Origin of the sequence: Micromonospora sp. DT48 (assembly GCF_049844495.1) — a bacterium.
Taxonomy (GTDB): domain Bacteria; phylum Actinomycetota; class Actinomycetes; order Mycobacteriales; family Micromonosporaceae; genus Micromonospora.
In genome coordinates, this window is sequence record NZ_JBNCLE010000008.1 from 221,711 (window position 1) to 238,345 (window position 16,635).

Annotated in this window: 13 protein-coding genes and 1 tRNA gene; 10 read left to right on the top strand and 4 right to left on the bottom strand. The window is 70.0% G+C overall.

From position 1 onward, the window contains the following. Positions 1 to 195 precede the first annotated feature (195 nt). Positions 196 to 2,439 carry a cellulose binding domain-containing protein gene (locus ACLQ2S_RS11120; RefSeq protein ID WP_425701633.1) on the top strand — a complete coding sequence of 748 codons (2,244 nt, stop codon included), beginning with the start codon at positions 196 to 198 and terminating at the stop codon, positions 2,437 to 2,439. Positions 2,440 to 2,714: 275 nt separating this feature from the next. Here the strand turns inward: ACLQ2S_RS11120 and ACLQ2S_RS11125 are convergent, their stop codons facing one another. Next, positions 2,715 to 3,719: an LLM class flavin-dependent oxidoreductase gene (locus ACLQ2S_RS11125; RefSeq protein WP_375335345.1), complete on the bottom strand. Its 1,005-nt coding sequence runs from the start codon at positions 3,717 to 3,719 to the stop codon at positions 2,715 to 2,717. A 55-nt stretch (positions 3,720 to 3,774) separates the two neighbouring features. Then, a complete protein-coding gene (locus tag ACLQ2S_RS11130; RefSeq protein WP_155218550.1) occupies positions 3,775 to 4,254 on the bottom strand; it encodes an Lrp/AsnC family transcriptional regulator in 480 nt (159 codons plus the stop codon). An 83-nt stretch (positions 4,255 to 4,337) separates the two neighbouring features. On the opposite strand from ACLQ2S_RS11130, the gene ACLQ2S_RS11135 reads away from it, so the two are divergent. After that, positions 4,338 to 5,513 carry a trans-sulfuration enzyme family protein gene (locus tag ACLQ2S_RS11135; RefSeq protein ID WP_425701634.1) on the top strand — a complete coding sequence of 392 codons (1,176 nt, stop codon included), beginning with the start codon at positions 4,338 to 4,340 and terminating at the stop codon, positions 5,511 to 5,513. Between the two features lie 41 nt (positions 5,514 to 5,554). Here ACLQ2S_RS11135 and ACLQ2S_RS11140 read toward each other — a convergent pair whose 3' ends face one another. Further along, the gene (locus tag ACLQ2S_RS11140; protein WP_155218546.1) at positions 5,555 to 6,289 is read right to left on the bottom strand and encodes a transcriptional regulator; all 735 of its coding nucleotides are present in this window, start codon (positions 6,287 to 6,289) and stop codon (positions 5,555 to 5,557) included. Between the two features lie 47 nt (positions 6,290 to 6,336). Continuing rightward, positions 6,337 to 6,419 (bottom strand) — tRNA-Leu (locus ACLQ2S_RS11145). 81 nt (positions 6,420 to 6,500) lie between these two features. Between ACLQ2S_RS11145 and ACLQ2S_RS11150 the strand changes: the two genes are divergently transcribed. From ACLQ2S_RS11150 to polA, 8 genes are all read left to right on the top strand, one after another. Continuing rightward, the gene (locus tag ACLQ2S_RS11150; RefSeq protein ID WP_309223352.1) at positions 6,501 to 7,121 is read left to right on the top strand and encodes an ANTAR domain-containing response regulator; all 621 of its coding nucleotides are present in this window, start codon (positions 6,501 to 6,503) and stop codon (positions 7,119 to 7,121) included. Positions 7,122 to 7,216: 95 nt separating this feature from the next. Continuing rightward, the gene (locus ACLQ2S_RS11155) at positions 7,217 to 8,416 is read left to right on the top strand and encodes a hypothetical protein (RefSeq protein WP_425701635.1); all 1,200 of its coding nucleotides are present in this window, start codon (positions 7,217 to 7,219) and stop codon (positions 8,414 to 8,416) included. A gap of 364 nt (positions 8,417 to 8,780) precedes the next feature. Next, positions 8,781 to 9,935, top strand: a complete 1,155-nt coding sequence (locus ACLQ2S_RS11160; RefSeq protein WP_425701636.1) for a branched-chain amino acid ABC transporter substrate-binding protein — start codon at positions 8,781 to 8,783, stop codon at positions 9,933 to 9,935. 61 nt (positions 9,936 to 9,996) lie between these two features. Next, complete coding sequence (locus tag ACLQ2S_RS11165) at positions 9,997 to 10,980, top strand: branched-chain amino acid ABC transporter permease (protein WP_309223350.1); 984 nt, start codon at positions 9,997 to 9,999, stop codon at positions 10,978 to 10,980. Next, complete coding sequence (locus ACLQ2S_RS11170; RefSeq protein WP_425701637.1) at positions 10,977 to 12,134, top strand: branched-chain amino acid ABC transporter permease; 1,158 nt, start codon at positions 10,977 to 10,979, stop codon at positions 12,132 to 12,134. Before ACLQ2S_RS11165 ends, ACLQ2S_RS11170 begins: the two co-directional genes overlap by 4 nt. Continuing rightward, positions 12,127 to 13,065, top strand: a complete 939-nt coding sequence (locus ACLQ2S_RS11175) for an ABC transporter ATP-binding protein (protein ID WP_155218538.1) — start codon at positions 12,127 to 12,129, stop codon at positions 13,063 to 13,065. The genes ACLQ2S_RS11170 and ACLQ2S_RS11175 overlap by 8 nt, the downstream gene beginning before the upstream one ends. After that, entirely contained in the window at positions 13,055 to 13,765 is a 711-nt protein-coding gene (locus ACLQ2S_RS11180; RefSeq protein ID WP_155218536.1) for an ABC transporter ATP-binding protein, read from the top strand. Before ACLQ2S_RS11175 ends, ACLQ2S_RS11180 begins: the two co-directional genes overlap by 11 nt. A 109-nt stretch (positions 13,766 to 13,874) precedes the next feature. Beyond that, complete coding sequence (gene polA / locus ACLQ2S_RS11185; protein WP_425701638.1) at positions 13,875 to 16,574, top strand: DNA polymerase I; 2,700 nt, start codon at positions 13,875 to 13,877, stop codon at positions 16,572 to 16,574. Positions 16,575 to 16,635 lie beyond the last annotated feature (61 nt).

Consider the following 16,635-nt stretch of genomic DNA (forward strand, 5'->3'; position numbering starts at 1 on the left):
ATTGTGAGCAGTAAGCGCTTGCCCTAGCATCACAGGCGCGCGGGAACGCAACTACAGCCATCGATTCGATGGATTCTTTCCGCTAGCGCGGCGCGACCGTCGGTCCGGGCACCACCGGCGGACCGCCGACCCGTCGGCTCCGGGCACCGCCGACGGCCCCCGGATGCCGCGCGTCCGACCTCCACCGGAGGAACCATGCTGCGCACCGCCCCCCGGGCGGCCCTGCTCGCCGCGGCCACCGTCACCGCGGTCGCCGCCGCCGGAGTGCTGACCACCCTGACCGCCTCGGCCGCCGCCACCGGATGCCGCGTCGACTACCGCGTCACCAACCAGTGGACCGGCGGCTTCGGCGCCGACGTCACCATCACCAACCTCGGCGACCCAATCAACGGCTGGACGTTGACCTGGTCGTACGCCGCCGGGCAGCAGATCACCCAGGCCTGGAGCGCCACCGTCACCCAGTCCGGCGCTCAGGTGAGCGCCCGCAACGTCGACTACAACGCCGCCGTCGGCACCGACGGCAGCGTCAACTTCGGCTTCAACGGCTCGTGGAACGGCAGCAATCCGGCACCGACCAGCTTCGCGCTGAACGGCACCACCTGCACCGGCGCCACCACCCCGACCACCCCGCCCCCACCGACCACGCCGCCGCCGACCACGCCGCCGCCGACCACGCCGCCGCCACCGGCCGGGGTGATGCAGGCCGAGAACCTGGACCGTGGCCTGGTCAGCGTCCGCTCCGGATCGGCCAACCTGGTCTCCTGGCGGCTGCTGGGCACCGAGACCACCGGCGTCGCGTTCAACCTCTACCGGGGTACGACCCGGGTCAACGCCACCCCGATCACCGGCGCCACCAACTACCTCGACAGCGGCGCACCGGCCGGAGCGACCTACACCGTGCGCGCCGTGGTGAACGGCACCGAACAGGCCGACTCCGCACCGGCGCTCCAGTTCCCGGCCGGCTACCTGGACGTGCCGTTGCAGGTCCCGCCGGGCGGCACCACGCCCAGCGGCGAGTGGTACACCTACTCCGCCAACGACGCCAGCGTCGGTGACCTCGACGGCGACGGCCGGTACGAGTTCGTGGTCAAGTGGGATCCGTCCAACGCCAAGGACAACTCCCAGTCCGGCTACACCGGCAACGTCTACGTCGACGCGTACACCCTCACCGGCACCCGGCTGTGGCGCATCGACCTCGGCCGCAACATCCGGGCCGGTGCCCACTACACCCAGTTCCAGGTGTACGACTACGACGGCGACGGCCGCGCCGAGGTGGCCATGAAGACCGCCGACGGCACCCGCTCCGGCACCGGACAGGTGATCGGCAACGCCAACGCCGACTACCGCAACTCCGCAGGCTACGTCCTCGCCGGCCCCGAATACCTGACCATGTTCGACGGACGCACCGGTGCCGCCCTCTCCACCGTCAACTACGACCCGCCGCGCGGCACCGTCTCCTCCTGGGGCGACAACTACGGCAACCGGGTCGACCGGTTCCTCGCCGGTACCGCGTACCTCGACGGCCAACGCCCGTCGCTGATCATGGCCCGTGGCTACTACACCCGGGCGGTCATCGCCGCCTGGGACTTCCGCAACGGCACCCTCACCAAGCGGTGGACCTTCGACTCCAACTCCTCCGGCAACGGTGCCGCCGCCGGGCAGGGCAACCACAGCCTCTCCGTCGCCGACGTCGACGGCGACGGTCGGCAGGAGATCGTCTACGGCGCGGCCACCATCGACGACAACGGTCGCCTGCTCTGGTCCAACGGCCTCGGCCACGGCGACGCCGGGCACGTCGGCGACCTCGACCCGTCCCGCCCCGGCCTGGAGTACTTCAAGGTCAGCGAGGACGGCAGCAAGCCCAGCTCGTGGTTCGCCGACGCCCGCACCGGCCAGTTGCTCTGGTCCACCCCCGCCGGAGGCGACAACGGTCGCGGTGTCTCCGGTGACATCTGGGCCGGCAGCCCCGGCGCCGAATCCTGGTCGTCGTCGGTGAGCGGCCTGGCCAACACCCGGGGCCAGAACATCGGCCGCAAACCGTCCTCGACGAACTTCCTCATCTGGTGGGACGGCGACCCGGTCCGCGAACTGCTCGACGGCACCCGGATCGACAAGTACGGCCCCAGCGGCGACACCCGACTGCTCACCGGTAGCGACGTCGCCTCGAACAACGGCACCAAGTCCACGCCCGCGCTGTCCGCCGACATCCTCGGCGACTGGCGGGAAGAGGTGGTCTGGCGGACCAACGACAGCCGGGCCCTGCGGATCTACAGCACCCCGACGCCGACCAGCACCCGGATCTACACCCTGATGCACGATGTGCAGTACCGGGTCGCCATCGCCTGGCAGAACACCGCCTACAACCAGCCCCCGCACCCGAGCTTCTTCATCGGCGACGGGATGTCCACCCCGCCCACGCCCTCGATCCACCTGCGTTGACCGGCCGACGCGGCGGTAGCAGAATTCGAGAACAGCGCTGAAAGGACAAGGCACCGGGCCGCAATCGCGGAATCCGCACAACTGCGGCCCGGTGCCCCACACCGCGGCACCCCCGACCCGTCCCGACCGGAGAGTGCCGTACCACCACCGGATACAACGTTAGGCGGGCTCCGCGTCGCGAGGGTGACGCCGTCGTGAAGATCGTGTTTCGCGACGGGAAAGCGCTGTGACCTGGGCCACCATGCCCACGGGGTGTGCCGGAGGCGCACCCGGCGTCAGCGCCGCAGACCGCCGGCCACCTCCGTCGCGATCAACTCGAACGAACGCACCCGGTCGGCGATGTCGTACACCATCGTGGTCAACATCAGCTCGTCCGCGCCGGTGCTGGCCAGCAGGTCGCCCAACTGCCGACGTACCGTCTCCGGAGACCCGCTCGCCTGCCCCTGTCGGCGCTGGGCCAGGAACTCCCGCTCGATATCGGTGTACGGGTATGCCGCCGCCTCGTCCGGCGTCGCCAGGGGCGCCGGCCGCCCCGACCGCAACCGCAGGAACGACAACCCGGCCGGGCCGCCAAGCCACTCGGCGCGTTCGTCGGACTCCGCGCAGACCGCGTTGACCGCCACCATCGCGTACGGACGCTCCAGCCAGCGCGACGGGCGGAAACTCTGCCGGTACAGCGCCAGCGCGGGCAACGTGTGCTGCGCGCTGAAGTGATGCGCGAAGGAGAACGGCAGGCCCAGCGCACCGGCCAGTCGAGCACTGAACCCACTCGACCCCAGCAGCCACACCGTCGGCCGCTGCCCGCGCCCCGGCGTCGCGGTGATCCGCCCCGACGACGCCTCGTCGAAGTAGCCCATCAGGTCGTTCAACTCCTGCGGGAAACCCTCGGCGGACAGACCCTCCATCGTCCGGCGCAGCGCCAACGCGGTGACCTGGTCGGTGCCCGGAGCGCGGCCGATGCCCAGGTCGATCCGCCCCGGATGCAGCGCCTCCAGGGTGCCGAACTGCTCGGCGACCACCAGCGGCGCGTGGTTGGGCAGCATCACCCCACCCGAGCCGAGCCGGATCCGGGTGGTGTGCGCGGCCAGGTGCGCGATCAGCACCGCCGGGGCCGAGGACGCGATGGCCGGCATGTTGTGGTGCTCGGCCACCCAGAACCGGTGGTAGCCCAGTTCGTCGGTGCGTCGCGCCAACTCGGTGGTGTGCCGCAGCGCCTCACCGGCGGAGGCACCGGCGGCCACGGGGGCGAGGTCGAGGACAGACAACGGAACGTCGATCACAGGGTTGGCCAACCCGGCGTACGCCGAATCTGTTCCCGCCCGGCCCGCGACGTGATCAACCCGACCCGCGGGCCTGCTCGAAGATCAGGCTGGTCTCGGTGTGCTGCACCGCCGGATCGACCGCCAGGTGGTCCAGCACGAAGTCGCGCAGCGCCTCCGCCGAGGCCGACCGCACGTGCAGCACGTAGTCGTCCGCGCCGGCCACGTGGAACACCGACACCACGCCCGGCAGGCGTACCGATCGGGCCCGGAACGCGTCCACCGCCGCCCGCGCGTGCTCGGTCAGCCGCACCGACACCAGCGCCTGCAACGGCAACCCCAGCGCCGCCGGATGCACCTCGGCGTGGAAACCCCGGATCGCCCCGCACTCCCGCAGCGCCCGGGTGCGCGCCAGGCAGGTCGACGGAGCCACCCCCACCCGCTCGGCCAGGGCATTGTTCGGCAGGCGGCCGTCGCCGGCCAGCTCGGTCAGGATGGCGCGATCGGTGTCGTCGAGGGCCGCGAACGGCCGAACATCGTTCGGTGCGGGAGGCATACCATCATCCTCCACCGAACGCTCCCGGCTCTGGAAGGGATTACAGCGAATAATATTCGGATCTATTGCCTTCCTTGGGCGAGATGTTCGATCCTCTCGGCATGACGACCGTGGACACCCGAGCCGTACACGCCGGCCGCGACGACCTCGCCACCCTCGGCGTCCACGTGCCGCCCATCGACCTGTCCACCACCAACCCGCTGCCCTCGGTGGACACCGGCGGCGACGCCTACGAGACCCTCGCCACCGGCGGCAACCTCCCCGCCGGCGCCAGCGCCGTCTACCAACGGCTGTGGAACCCGACCGTCGCCCGCTTCGAAACCGCCCTGGCCGAACTCGAAGGCACCGCCGAAGCCGTCGCGTACGCCAGCGGCATGGCCGCCCTCACCGCCACCCTGCTCGCCGCCACCCGCGACGGCCGCCGCCACGTCGTCGCCGTCCGCCCCCTCTACGGCGGCACCGACCACGTGCTCGCCACCGGCCTGCTCGGCACCGACGTCACCTGGGCCCACCCCGACTCCGTCGCCGCCGCCATCCGCCCCGACACCGCCCTGGTGATCGCCGAAACCCCCGCCAACCCGACGCTCGACCTGATCGACATCGCCGCCCTCGCCGAGGCCGCCGGGCAGGTGCCCCTGCTCATCGACAACACCGTCGCCACCCCGGTGCTCCAACAACCCACCCGCCACGGCGCCCGGCTGGTGCTGCACAGCGCCACCAAGAGCATCGGCGGCCACGGTGACGTCCTCGCCGGAGCGGTCGCCTGCGACGCGCACTGGGCCGCCCGGCTGCGCCAGGTCCGGGCACTCACCGGCGCGGTCCTGCACCCCCTCGGGGCGTACCTGCTGCACCGTGGCCTCCAGACGCTGCCGGTGCGGGTCCGCGCCCAGCAGGCCGGCGCGGAGAAACTCGCCCTCTGGCTCGCCGAACATCCTGCCGTCACCCGGGTCCACCATCCCGGCAGCAACGACCCGGCCGGGCTCGTCGGCCGGCAGATGTCCGGCCCGGGCAGCCTCCTCGCCTTCGAGGTACGCGGCGGCGCGCCCGCCGCCGCAGCCGTCGCCAGCGCCTGCCGGCTGATCACCCACGCCGTCTCACTCGGCGGCGTCGACACACTCATCCAGCACCCGGCATCCCTCACCCACCGCCCGGTCGAGGCGGAAGCGAAGCCCGACGGCGGCCTGCTGCGGCTCTCCGTCGGCCTGGAGGACCCGGAGGACCTGCGCGCCGACCTGGCAGCCGCGCTCGCCACGGCCTGACCCTCATCCGTCGGGCCGGTGCCGGAGCCGGCCCGGCATGGTCACGACTTCGGGCCGACGTGGCGGTCCAGCGCGGCGACCGCCTCCCGTCGGGCGACCGAGAGGCTGTTGCGACGGTTCATCCGCCAGGCGACGCCGAGCAGGTCCAGCGCCCACTGGCAGAGCCCCAAGATGTCGGTGGACTCGTTGACGAACATGTAGCGCGGGTAGACGTACACCTTGCCGCGAACGGTGACCCGGTTGGCGATCCGGCAACCGTCGGAGTGGAAGAGACCGCGCAGAAAGTCACCCGGAACCGCTCGGACGATGCGCTCCTGCCAGTCGGCGAGGGCGATCGGTCGCTCGTGCTTCTTTCCTTCCCCGTGCTGGGGCAGCAGGCAGGGCCAGTGCACGCCGTAGCTCTGCACACCCACGCAGCCCTTCTTCTGCACGTGTTGCACAGATGTTGCCAGCACTGCCCGCATGGCCTGATCACAGAGTGAGATCAAGTGCGGCCAGGTGTCGGAGCAGTAGATGCGCAGGACCGGTACCCGGGCGCTGGTGACGAGGTGACCGTCACCCAGGTAGAGGCCAAGGAGATAGGCGTAGGCCTGCGGACTGGCGGGACCGTCCTCCTCCGGGAGGCAACGAAAGCACCGGGTCGAACTTCCGACCATGACGGGTTCCGGTCGGTCGACACACCAGTGCCATACGGTGGTGTAGGGGAGCGAGAGGGCACGAGCCGCCGAGCGGATGGTGTAGCCCTGGTCGCGTAGCGCGCGGACGCGCTCCCGCATCTCGGGAGGATGCACGCCACCATCATCGAACACGTGTATGACAGGAGTGCCGGGAGCGGGATTCGAACCCGCAAGCCCTTTCGGGCAGAAGTGTTTGAGACTTCCGTGTATGCCGTTCCACCATCCCGGCGGGTGGGGCTTACTGTACCCGACTACGCTCGTGCGGGAGCATGGGTGGTAGCCGTGCCGGGAACGATGGTGGGAGTGGCTCGTGGGCGAGACGCAGACGGATGCCGCGCGTAGGCGGGTGTTGATCGCCGAGGACGAGGCGCTGATCCGGCTGGACCTGGCCGAGATGCTGGCCGAGGAAGGTTACGAGGTGGTCGGCGAGGCCGGTGACGGTGAGGCGGCCGTCCGACTGGCCGAGGAGCTCAAGCCCGACCTGGTGATCCTCGACATCAAGATGCCGATCATGGACGGGCTGGCCGCCGCCGAGCGGATCGCCGGTGCCCGGATCGCCCCGGTGATCATCCTGACCGCGTTCAGTCAGCGTGACCTGGTGGAGCGGGCCCGCGCGGCCGGCGCGATGGCGTACCTGGTCAAGCCCTTCCAGAAGAGCGACCTGGTGCCGGCGGTGGAGATCGCGCTGTCCCGCTACGCGGAGATCGCCGCGCTGGAGGCCGAGGTGGCCGGGCTGAACGACCGGCTGGAGGTCCGCAAAGCCGTGGAGCGGGCCAAAGGCGCGCTGATGACCACCTACAACATGAGCGAGCCGCAGGCGTTCAAGTGGATCCAGCGCACCGCGATGGACCACCGGATGACCATGAAGGAGGTCTCCGAGCGGATTCTCGCCGAGACCACCGGCGGCGAGGTGGCCGAGCCGGCCACCTGACCGACCCGCTCGCTGCCGCGGCTGGCCGTCCGGCCTCCGACGTCCGTCGTCACGTCCGTCGCCGAGGTTCGCGGTCGCCGCTAGCATCTGGCCGCATGAGGGCTCGATGGCTCGGCCGGCCCCGATGTTCCGGTACGCGCTCGGCGCCGCTGGTGACCTGCGCCCTGCTCGCGGTGTTGCTGGCCGGCTGTCCGGCGTCTCGGGACGAGCCGGCCGAACCGGGACCGGTGCGGGTGGCGTGGCAGCGGGTTCCGTTGCCGCCGCCGGACGGGCCCGGGCGGATCGTGCTGCGGGATCTGGCCATCTGTGACGGCCACTGGTACGCCTCCGGCGCGGTCACCGACGCGGCCCTCGGCACTCGTCCGGCCGTCTGGTCCAGTCGGGATGGTGCTCAGTGGACGCCGGTGCCGGTGGTGGCGGATTCCTATTACGGGCGGCGCAGCGTGGTGTTCTCGATCGCCTGCCACGACGGGCGGGTGGCCGCCGTCGGGGGCAAGGTCGGTGGAGCGCACGGCAATCCGAGGGTGGCCACCTGGGGGCAGCGCGGCGACGGTGCTCTGGTCGAGGTGGCGGCGTCGTTCGAGCTGTACGGCGGGCCGAAGGCGGTCAACGTGTCCCGGTTGGCGGCCGGTGACGCCGGTTGGTTGATCGTGGGTAACCGGGCCAGCGGCGCGGCGGCCTGGGTCTCGCCGGACGCCGCCGAGTTCACGCTGATCGAGGGCGCGCCGCAACTGTCCACCGACGAGCAGGGCGTGACCTGGGCGTCCGACGCGGTGGCCGGACCGTCGGGTTGGTTGGCGGTGGGTGGGTTGTTGGCCCCGGGCCGGATTGACCGGGATCCGGTTGCCTGGACGTCGGTGGATGGACGCGACTGGCGTCGTACCGTGCTGGCGGGCACCGAGGCGTACGAGGAGATGCAGCGGGTGGTCCTGGTCGGTGGCACCCCGGTGGGGGTGGGCCTGCGGGGGCGGGGGTTCGGCGCGTGGCGTGCGGAGCCGACGGGTTGGACGGCGGCCGGTGGGTTCGGTGCGGTGGTCGGTGGGGTGCCCTCGGTCGGTGGGGTGGCGGCTTCGGCCGACGGCATCCTGGCGGTGGTCTCCGACGGTGAGCGCTACGGCGGGTGGCTGTCGGTGGACCGGGGTGACCGGTGGCGGGCGGTCGAGTTGCCGGTGGCGGCACCGGCGGGTGCGGACCGGGCGGTGGGGTTGGCGGCGGACGGTCAGCGGTGGTGGCTGTCGGTCGACGACGGCGTGCAGCCGTCGTTGTGGGTCGGGCGGGCGTCCGCCACGTCCTAGCGAAGCCGATCGGCTACGTTCCGTAGTTTGATCGGGGGGTCGGGGTCGCCGTCCGGGGCCGGTATCCGGCTGTCGGTGGCGGGGTTCGCGGTGATCGACGACGGGTCGATCGGCGGACGGACAGCCGCTCAAGGACCGGTCAGTGGATTGACCTGTTACGGGGTTAGCCGCGTTCGGGGCCGTCTTCGTAACGGTTTCGCAGACCCCGCCTCAGCCTCTTCCGAGACCGTATGAGTGTGGGTACGCTCCGCCATCACGAGCCGTAACGCAGGGGGTGTCCTTGCTGGGCCGGTGGTGTCGTGCTTATCCGTCGCCGCCGCCCGGGTCAGGTGCCTGTCCTGCTTCTGGAGGAGGTCAGGAAGCCGTGAGGCGAAGCTATTCAAGGGCGCTGGGTACTGCCGCGCTCGCCGCGGTGCTGGTCGCTGCCGCGGGCTGCCAGGACACCGGCAGCAGCAACGGCGACAACGCCGCGTCCGGGGACTGCGGTGGCAAGATCGCCATCTTCGGCGCGTTCACCGGCGACAACGCGGGTCTGGTGCTGCCGTCGCTCAACGCCGCGAAGCTCGCGATCAAGCAGCACAACGACGCGAACGCCGACTGCAAGGTCGAGATGGTCGAGTTCGACACGCAGGGTGACCCGGCGCAGGCGACCCCGGTCGCGAACCAGGTCGCGGGCGACCAGTCGTTCCTCGGCGTCATCGGTGGCCACTTCTCCGGCGAGTCGGACGCCACCATGCCGGTCTACGAGGCCGCCGGCCTGGTCATGGTCGCCCCGTCGGCGACCCGGACCGACCTGACCCAGAAGGGCAACAAGTCCTTCTACCGGGTGGTCGGCAACGACGGCACCCAGGCGGGCGCGGTGGCGACCTACCTGAAGTCGCAGAACGCGCAGCGGGTCTTCCTGATCGACGACGCCAGCGCCTACGGCGCCGGCATCACCGCCGAGCTGACCAAGAACCTGGGCGCCACCATCGCCGCCAGCGACAAGATCCAGGAGCGGCAGGCGCAGTTCGAGGCGACCATCTCGAAGATCAAGGCGGCGAACGCCGACTTCGTCTTCTACGGCGGCTACACCCGTGAGGCCGCGCCGCTGGTTCGCCAGATGCGTGCCGCCGGGGTGAAGGCGAAGTTCATCGGTCCGGACGGTCTCTACGACCCGGCCTTCCCGGCTGGCGCCTCCGGTGGTGCCGACGGCGCCATCATCACCTGCCCGTGCCTCCCGCCGGACAAGGCCGGTGGCACCTTCACCGCCGACTACCAGGCCGAGTACGGCCAGCTGCCGGGTTCCTACGGCGCTGAGGGCTTCGACGCCGCGCAGATCTTCGTGGACGCCTTCAAGGACGGCAAGAAGACCCGCGCCGAGGTCCTGGAGTACGTGAAGAACTACGACAAGCAGGGCGTGTCGAAGTACATCAAGTTCGACGCCAACGGCGACGTGGACCCGTCGAGGGTCGTCATCTGGGCCTACCAGATCAAGGGCACGGAGATCACTCCGTTGCAGGAGCTCAAGCTCAGCTGACGACAGCACCGGGGTGCGGCCGGGGTTTTCGCCCCGGCCGCGCTCGATGCAAGGAGACCTGGTGAATTTCGACGACCTCTTCGGCCACATCGGCCAGCACACCGTCGACGGGTTGTCCAAAGGTTCGATCTATGCCCTGATCGCCCTCGGCTACACCCTGGTGTACGGCGTCCTGCGCCTGATCAACTTTGCGCACTCCGAGGTCTTCATGGTCGGCACCTTCGCGGTGCTCGGTCTGTGGACCGCCTTCGGGGTGGAGAACAACCCGCCGATCGGCCAGGCGGTGATCTTCCTGGTGCTCGGCCTGATAGTCGCGGCGATAGCCTCCGGCGGCACCGCACTCGCGATCGAACGGATCGCCTACCGCCCCCTGCGGCGCAAGAACGCGCCGCCCCTGATCTTCCTGATCACCGCCATCGGCCTGTCACTGGTGCTGGTGGAGATCTTCGGCCTGGTGCTGCCCAAGCTGCTCGGCGGGCTGGTGCCGTCCATGTTCGGCCGGGGTCGGATCATTCTCGGCATGCCGACGATCATCGAGCAGAAGACGCTCTTCACGATCGGCAACACCGAGATCAACAACATCCAGTTGATCGTGGTCGTGGCCGCCGTGGCGATGATGGCGGTGCTGGACTGGTTCATCAACCGCACCCGGTACGGCCGGGGCGTGCGGGCGGTGGCGCAGAACCCAGAGACGGCGGCCCTGATGGGCGTCAACCAGGAACGCGTGATCATGCTGATCTTCGTGCTCGGCGGCATCATGGCCGGCGCGGCGGCGCTGCTGTGGGGCATGCGCTTCGGGTTCACGCAGAACAGCATCGGTTTCGTGCTCGGTCTCAAGGCGTTCACCGCGGCCGTGCTCGGCGGCATCGGTAACCTGCGCGGCGCGTTGCTGGGCGGGCTGTTCCTCGGCATCGTCGAGGTCTACGGCGCCACCATCTTCGCGTCCAACTGGGAGGACGTCATCGCCTTCGTGGTGCTGGTCGTGGTGCTGATGTTCCGGCCGACCGGCATTCTGGGCGAATCGTTGGGGAGGGCCCGGGCATGATCAATAAGATCCGAGACCTGGACCGCAGCAGGGTTAACGCCCTGCACTCGGTGGGCGGCCGGTGGCGGGCGCTGCCGAAGTGGCAGCGGTCGCTGGCCTTCGTCGCCTTCGTGGTCTTTCTCTACTACCTGCCGCTGCTCGGCATCCCCGGCCTGACCTGGCTGCGAACCGACTCGATCTCCGGCGGCAGCAACTGGGCCGGTGTGCTCTTCACCTGCGCGATCTACGTGCTGGTGGCGATCGGTCTGAACGTGGTGATCGGTCTGGCCGGTCTGCTCGACCTCGGCTACATCGGCTTCTTCGCCATCGGCGCGTACGCGGTGGCGTTGTTCGGTTCGACCAACTCGCCGGTGGTCAAGTGGATCCAGGCGGAGTTCGACCTGCCGCCCACCTGGGCGGTCACCTGGGCGATCTGTGCCTTCATCGCACTGGTGATGGCGCTGATCTCCGGGGTGATCCTGGGCTGGCCGACGCTGCGACTGCGCGGCGACTACCTGGCCATCGTGACGCTGGGCTTCGGCGAGATCATCCGCATCGTGGCCCGCAACATGGAGAGTGTCACCCGGGGCCCGCAGGGCATCGCGGCGATCCCCGGCCCGGAGGGTCCACCTTCGCCGGACAACCAGATCTTCGGCCTGATCGACATCAAGCCGTGGTACTGGCTGGCGCTGACCGTGGTGCTCCTGATGGTCTTCGCGGTGCGGCGACTGGAGCACAGCCGGGTCGGCCGCTCCTGGCTGGCCATCCGGGAGGACGAGGACGCCGCCGCGGTGATGGGCGTCTACCCGTTCAAGTTCAAGCTCTGGGCCTTCGCCATCGGCGCGGCGCTCGGCGGCTTCGCCGGCTTCCTGTTCGCCAGCCGGTACGCCTTCATCGACCCGACCCAGTTCAATGTGAACCTCTCCATCCTCTTCGTGGCGATGGTGGTGGTCGGTGGGTCCGGCAACATGGTCGGTGTGTCGGTGGGCGCGGTGCTGCTGGCGTACCTGCCGGAGCGGTTCCGTGAGGTCGCCGACTACCGGTGGTTGGCCTTCGGTCTGGCCATGGTGCTGGTGATGATCCTGCGACCGCAGGGTCTGATCCCCAGCCGACGGCGGGCTCGCGAGTTGAAGGACCGCGCGGCAGAGGCAGAGGAGGCGCCCGCTCATGTCTGACAAGACGAACATCCCGGCGTCGCCGAAGATCCCGGCGCAGCCCGGACCGTCCAGGAACCTGCTGGAGGTCGACAACGTCACGCTGCGCTTCGGTGGCGTGGTGGCTCTCAACGAGGTCAAGTTCGAGATCAAGGAAGGTGAGATCCTCGGGCTGATCGGGCCCAACGGCGCCGGTAAGACCACCTGCTTCAACGTGATGACGGGGGTCTACAAGCCGACCTCGGGCGCGGTGCGGTTCCGCGGCGAGCGGGTGACCGGGCGCAAGCCGCACCAGATCAGCCGGTTGGGCATCTCCCGGACGTTCCAGAACATCCGGTTGTTCCCGGAGATGTCGGCGCTGGAGAACGTCATGGTCGGGACGGACTCCCGGCACAAGACGAGCGTGCCCGGCGCGCTGTTCCGGCTCTACCGGGTGCGGCCCAAGGCGCAGGAGTTGCCGGCGGTCGACGCCGCCAACCCCGCCATGCGGGTCTGGCAGCAGTTGCGGCGGTCCTTCGCCAAGACCTTCGGTCTGTCCCGGCACATCCTGGAGGAGCGGGCGGCCGAGGCGAAGGCGATGGAGTTGCTGCGCTTCGTCGGCATCGCCGACCGGGCCAACGACGCGGCGCGCAACCTTCCGTACGGCTACCAGCGGCGGTTGGAGATCGCCCGGGCGCTCGGCACCGAGCCGAAGCTGCTCTGCCTGGACGAGCCGGCGGCCGGGTTCAACCCGGCCGAGAAGGAGGAGCTGCTGGGCCTGATCCGCCGGATCCGCGACAAGGGCGTCACCGTGCTGCTGATCGAGCACGACATGCGCCTGGTGATGGGTGTCACCGACCGGATCGTGGTGCTGGAGTTCGGCAGCAAGATCGCCGAAGGGCTGCCGGAAGAGGTCAGCCGAGACCCGCGGGTTATCGCGGCGTACCTGGGGGAGCCCGCCGATGCTGCTTGAGTTGGACAACGTCAGCGTCTCGTACGGTCGGATCGAGGCGTTGCACGGCATCAGCCTCACCGTCAACGAGGGTGAGGTGGTGGCTCTGATCGGCGCCAACGGTGCCGGCAAGACCACCACCATGCGGGCGATCTCCGGCATCCGGGCGCTCTCCGGCGGTCGGATCACCTTCGCCGGTGAGGACATCAGCAAGCTCCGCGCCGATCTGCGGGTCGTACGCGGCCTGTGCCAGTCGCCCGAGGGCCGCCAGATCTTCCCCGGCATGACCGTGCTGGAGAACCTGGACATGGGGGCGTACACCCGGCGTGACCACGCCGGTATCGCCGCCGACCTGGAGCGGGTGCTGGAGATGTTCCCCCGGCTGCGTGAGCGGCGTAAGCAGCCCGGAGGCACCCTCTCCGGCGGTGAGCAGCAGATGCTCGCCGTCGGCCGGGCGCTGATGAGCCGGCCGAAGCTGCTGCTGTTGGACGAGCCGTCGATGGGTCTCGCACCCATGATCATCCAGCAGATCTTCGACATCATCGTGGAGATCAACCAGCAGGGCACCACGGTGCTGCTGGTGGAGCAGAACGCGCAGCAGGCGCTCTCCCGGGCGCACCGCGCCTACGTGCTGGAGACCGGTCGGATCGTCAAGGAGGGTACCGGTCAGGAACTCCTGCGCGACCCGTCGATCAAGGAGGCGTACCTGGGCGTGGCCTGAGGCACGTCGTACCGTCACCGGCCGTCCGTCCCTGCGGGGAAGGGCGGCCGGTGGCGTTGTCGGTGCCGCCTCGCCGGGCTTGTCGGCGGTACGGACTAGAGTCGCAGCCGTGACAGCTACGACCCCGCGCCTGCTCCTCGTCGACGGACACTCCCTGGCCTACCGGGCGTTCTTCGCCCTGCCGGTGGAGAACTTCTCCACCACGACCGGGCAGCCGACAAACGCGGTCTACGGCTTCACCTCAATGTTGATCAACGTGTTGCGCGACGAGCAGCCGACCCACATCGTGGTCGCCTTCGACGTGTCCCGCCGCTCCTTCCGCACCGAGAAGTACGCCGAGTACAAGGCCGGCCGCAGCGAGACCCCGGCCGACTTCAAGGGCCAGGTCAGCCTGGTCAAGGAGGTCCTGGCGGCGCTGCGCGTCCCGGTGGTGGAGAAGGAGGGCTACGAGGCCGACGACGTCATCGCCACGCTGGCCTGCCAGGCCCGTGACCAGGGGATGCCGGTGCTGATCTGCACCGGTGACCGGGACGCCTTCCAGCTCGTCGACGAGCAGATCACCGTGCTCTACCCGCGCAAGGGCGTCTCCGACCTGGCGCGGATGGACCCGGCGGCGGTCGAGGCGAAGTACGGCGTGCCCCCCGGCCGCTACCGCGACCTGGCCGCCCTGGTCGGTGAGACCAGCGACAACCTGCCCGGCATCCCCGGTGTCGGCCCGAAGACCGCAGCGAAGTGGATCAACGCGTACGGCGGGGTGGAGGGCGTCATCGCCCGCGCCGACGAGATCAAGGGCAAGGCGGGTGACAGTCTGCGCGAACGGCTCGCCGACGTGATCCGCAACTACGAGATCAACCGTCTGGTCGCCGACCTGGAGCTGTCACTGCGTCCCGAGGACGCCCGCTGGCAGGGGTGGGACCGGGAGGCGGTGCACCAGGTCTTCGACACCCTCCAGTTCCGCATCCTGCGCGACCGGCTCTACCAGTACCTGGACGCGGTCGAGCCGGAGGCGGAGTCCGGCTTCGACCTGGCCGGCGAGGTGCTCACCGCGCCCGGTGCCCTGGCCGGCTGGCTGGCGACGCACGCGCCGGTCGGCACCGGTGTCGGTGTCGCGGTCAAGCTCGACACCGGCCCGAACCGTCGGCACACCGCGACCGTCACCGGCATGGCCCTGGCCACCGGCGGCGGCGCTGCGGCCTGGTTCGACCCGGCCCGGTTGGCCGCCGACGACGAGGCCGCGCTGGCGGCCTGGCTGGCGGACGAGACCCGGCCCAAGGTGCTGCACGACAGCAAACCGGCGGTGCTCGCCTTCGCCGCGCACGGTTGGGAACTGGCCGGCATCGCCCGCGACACGCAGATCGCCGCCTACCTGGCCCGCCCCGACCAGCGGTCCTACGACCTGACCGACCTGGCGCTGCGCTACCTGCACCGGGAGTTGCGGGTCGACGGCCCGGAGACCGGCCAACTGACCCTCGACGGGCTCGGCGGCGACAGCGAGGCCGAACAGAACCTCATGCTGCACGCTCGGGCCACCCTCGACCTGGCCGACGCGATCGACGCGGAGCTGTCCCGCGACGGGGAGCAGTCGGCCCGGCTGATGGCCGGGGTGGAGCTGCCGCTGATGCGGGTGCTGGCGCAGTTGGAGCGCACCGGCATCGCCGCCGACACCGACTACCTGTCGGAGTTGGAGGCGCACTTCGCCGCCGAGGTGAAGGCCGCCGCCCAGGGCGCGTACGAGGCGGTCGGGCGGGAGTTCAACCTCGGCTCGCCCAAGCAGTTGCAGGAGATCCTCTTCGGCGAGCTGAACCTGCCCAAGACCAAGCGGATCAAGACGGGTTACACCACCGACGCCGACGCGTTGCAGTGGCTCTACGCGCAGAATCCGCATCCGGTCCTGGCACACCTGCTGCGCCACCGCGACGTGGCCAAGTTGAAGTCCACGGTGGATGGTCTGCTCAAGTCGGTCTCCGACGACGGGCGCATCCACACCACCTTCAACCAGACGGTGGCCGCCACCGGTCGGCTGTCGTCGACCGAGCCCAACCTGCAGAACATCCCCATCCGCACCGAGGAGGGGCGGCGGATCCGGCGCGCCTTCGTGGTGGGGGAGGGCTACGAGTGCCTGCTCACCGCCGACTACAGCCAGATCGAGATGCGGATCATGGCGCACCTGTCGGCCGACGACGCGCTGATCCAGGCGTTCAACTCCGGTGCCGACTTCCACGCCGCGACGGCCTCGTCGGTCTTCGGGGTGCCGCTGACCGAGGTCACCCCGGACCAGCGCCGCAAGATCAAGGCCATGAACTACGGCCTGGCGTACGGGCTCAGCGCCTTCGGCCTGTCCCAGCAGCTCTCGATCAGCGCCGAGGAGGCGCGCGGGCTGATGGAGAACTACTTCGCCGGGTTCGGCGGCGTGCGGGACTACCTGCAGGAGGTGGTCGCGCGGGCCCGGCAGGACGGCTACACCTCCACCATCCTCGGCCGTCGTCGTTACCTGCCCGACCTGGTCAGTGACAACCGGCAGCGGCGGGAGATGGCCGAGCGGATGGCGCTCAACGCGCCGATCCAGGGCTCCGCGGCCGACATCATCAAGGTCGCCATGCTGCACGTCGACACCGCGTTGCGGGACGCCGGGCTGCGTTCGCGGATGCTGTTGCAGGTGCACGACGAGCTGGTCTTCGAGGTGGCGCCGGGCGAGCGGGCGGCGTTGGAGGAGCTGGTGCGGCGCGAGATGGGCGGGGCGTACCCGCTGTCGGTGCCGTTGGAGGTGTCGGTGGGCGAGGGGCCCGACTGGAACAGCGCCGACCACTGATCCCGCACCGCCACGCGGCCTCGGGCACGTTGCTGCCTCGCGGGTTGGCACAGCACCGTGC

Excerpts from the sequence above, each read along its gene's own strand:
- ACLQ2S_RS11180 (WP_155218536.1), top strand. The coding sequence starts at position 13,055 with ATGCTGCTTGAGTTGGACAACGTCAGCGTCTCGTACGGTCGGATCGAG.
- ACLQ2S_RS11130 (WP_155218550.1), bottom strand. The coding sequence starts at position 4,254 with ATGCCTCCCGCACCGAACGATGTTCGGCCGTTCGCGGCCCTCGACGAC.
- ACLQ2S_RS11155 (WP_425701635.1), top strand. The coding sequence starts at position 7,217 with ATGAGGGCTCGATGGCTCGGCCGGCCCCGATGTTCCGGTACGCGCTCG.
- ACLQ2S_RS11135 (WP_425701634.1), top strand. The coding sequence starts at position 4,338 with ATGTTCGATCCTCTCGGCATGACGACCGTGGACACCCGAGCCGTACAC.
- ACLQ2S_RS11120 (WP_425701633.1), top strand. The coding sequence starts at position 196 with ATGCTGCGCACCGCCCCCCGGGCGGCCCTGCTCGCCGCGGCCACCGTC.
- ACLQ2S_RS11175 (WP_155218538.1), top strand. The coding sequence starts at position 12,127 with ATGTCTGACAAGACGAACATCCCGGCGTCGCCGAAGATCCCGGCGCAG.
- ACLQ2S_RS11170 (WP_425701637.1), top strand. The coding sequence starts at position 10,977 with ATGATCAATAAGATCCGAGACCTGGACCGCAGCAGGGTTAACGCCCTG.
- ACLQ2S_RS11140 (WP_155218546.1), bottom strand. The coding sequence starts at position 6,289 with ATGCGGGAGCGCGTCCGCGCGCTACGCGACCAGGGCTACACCATCCGC.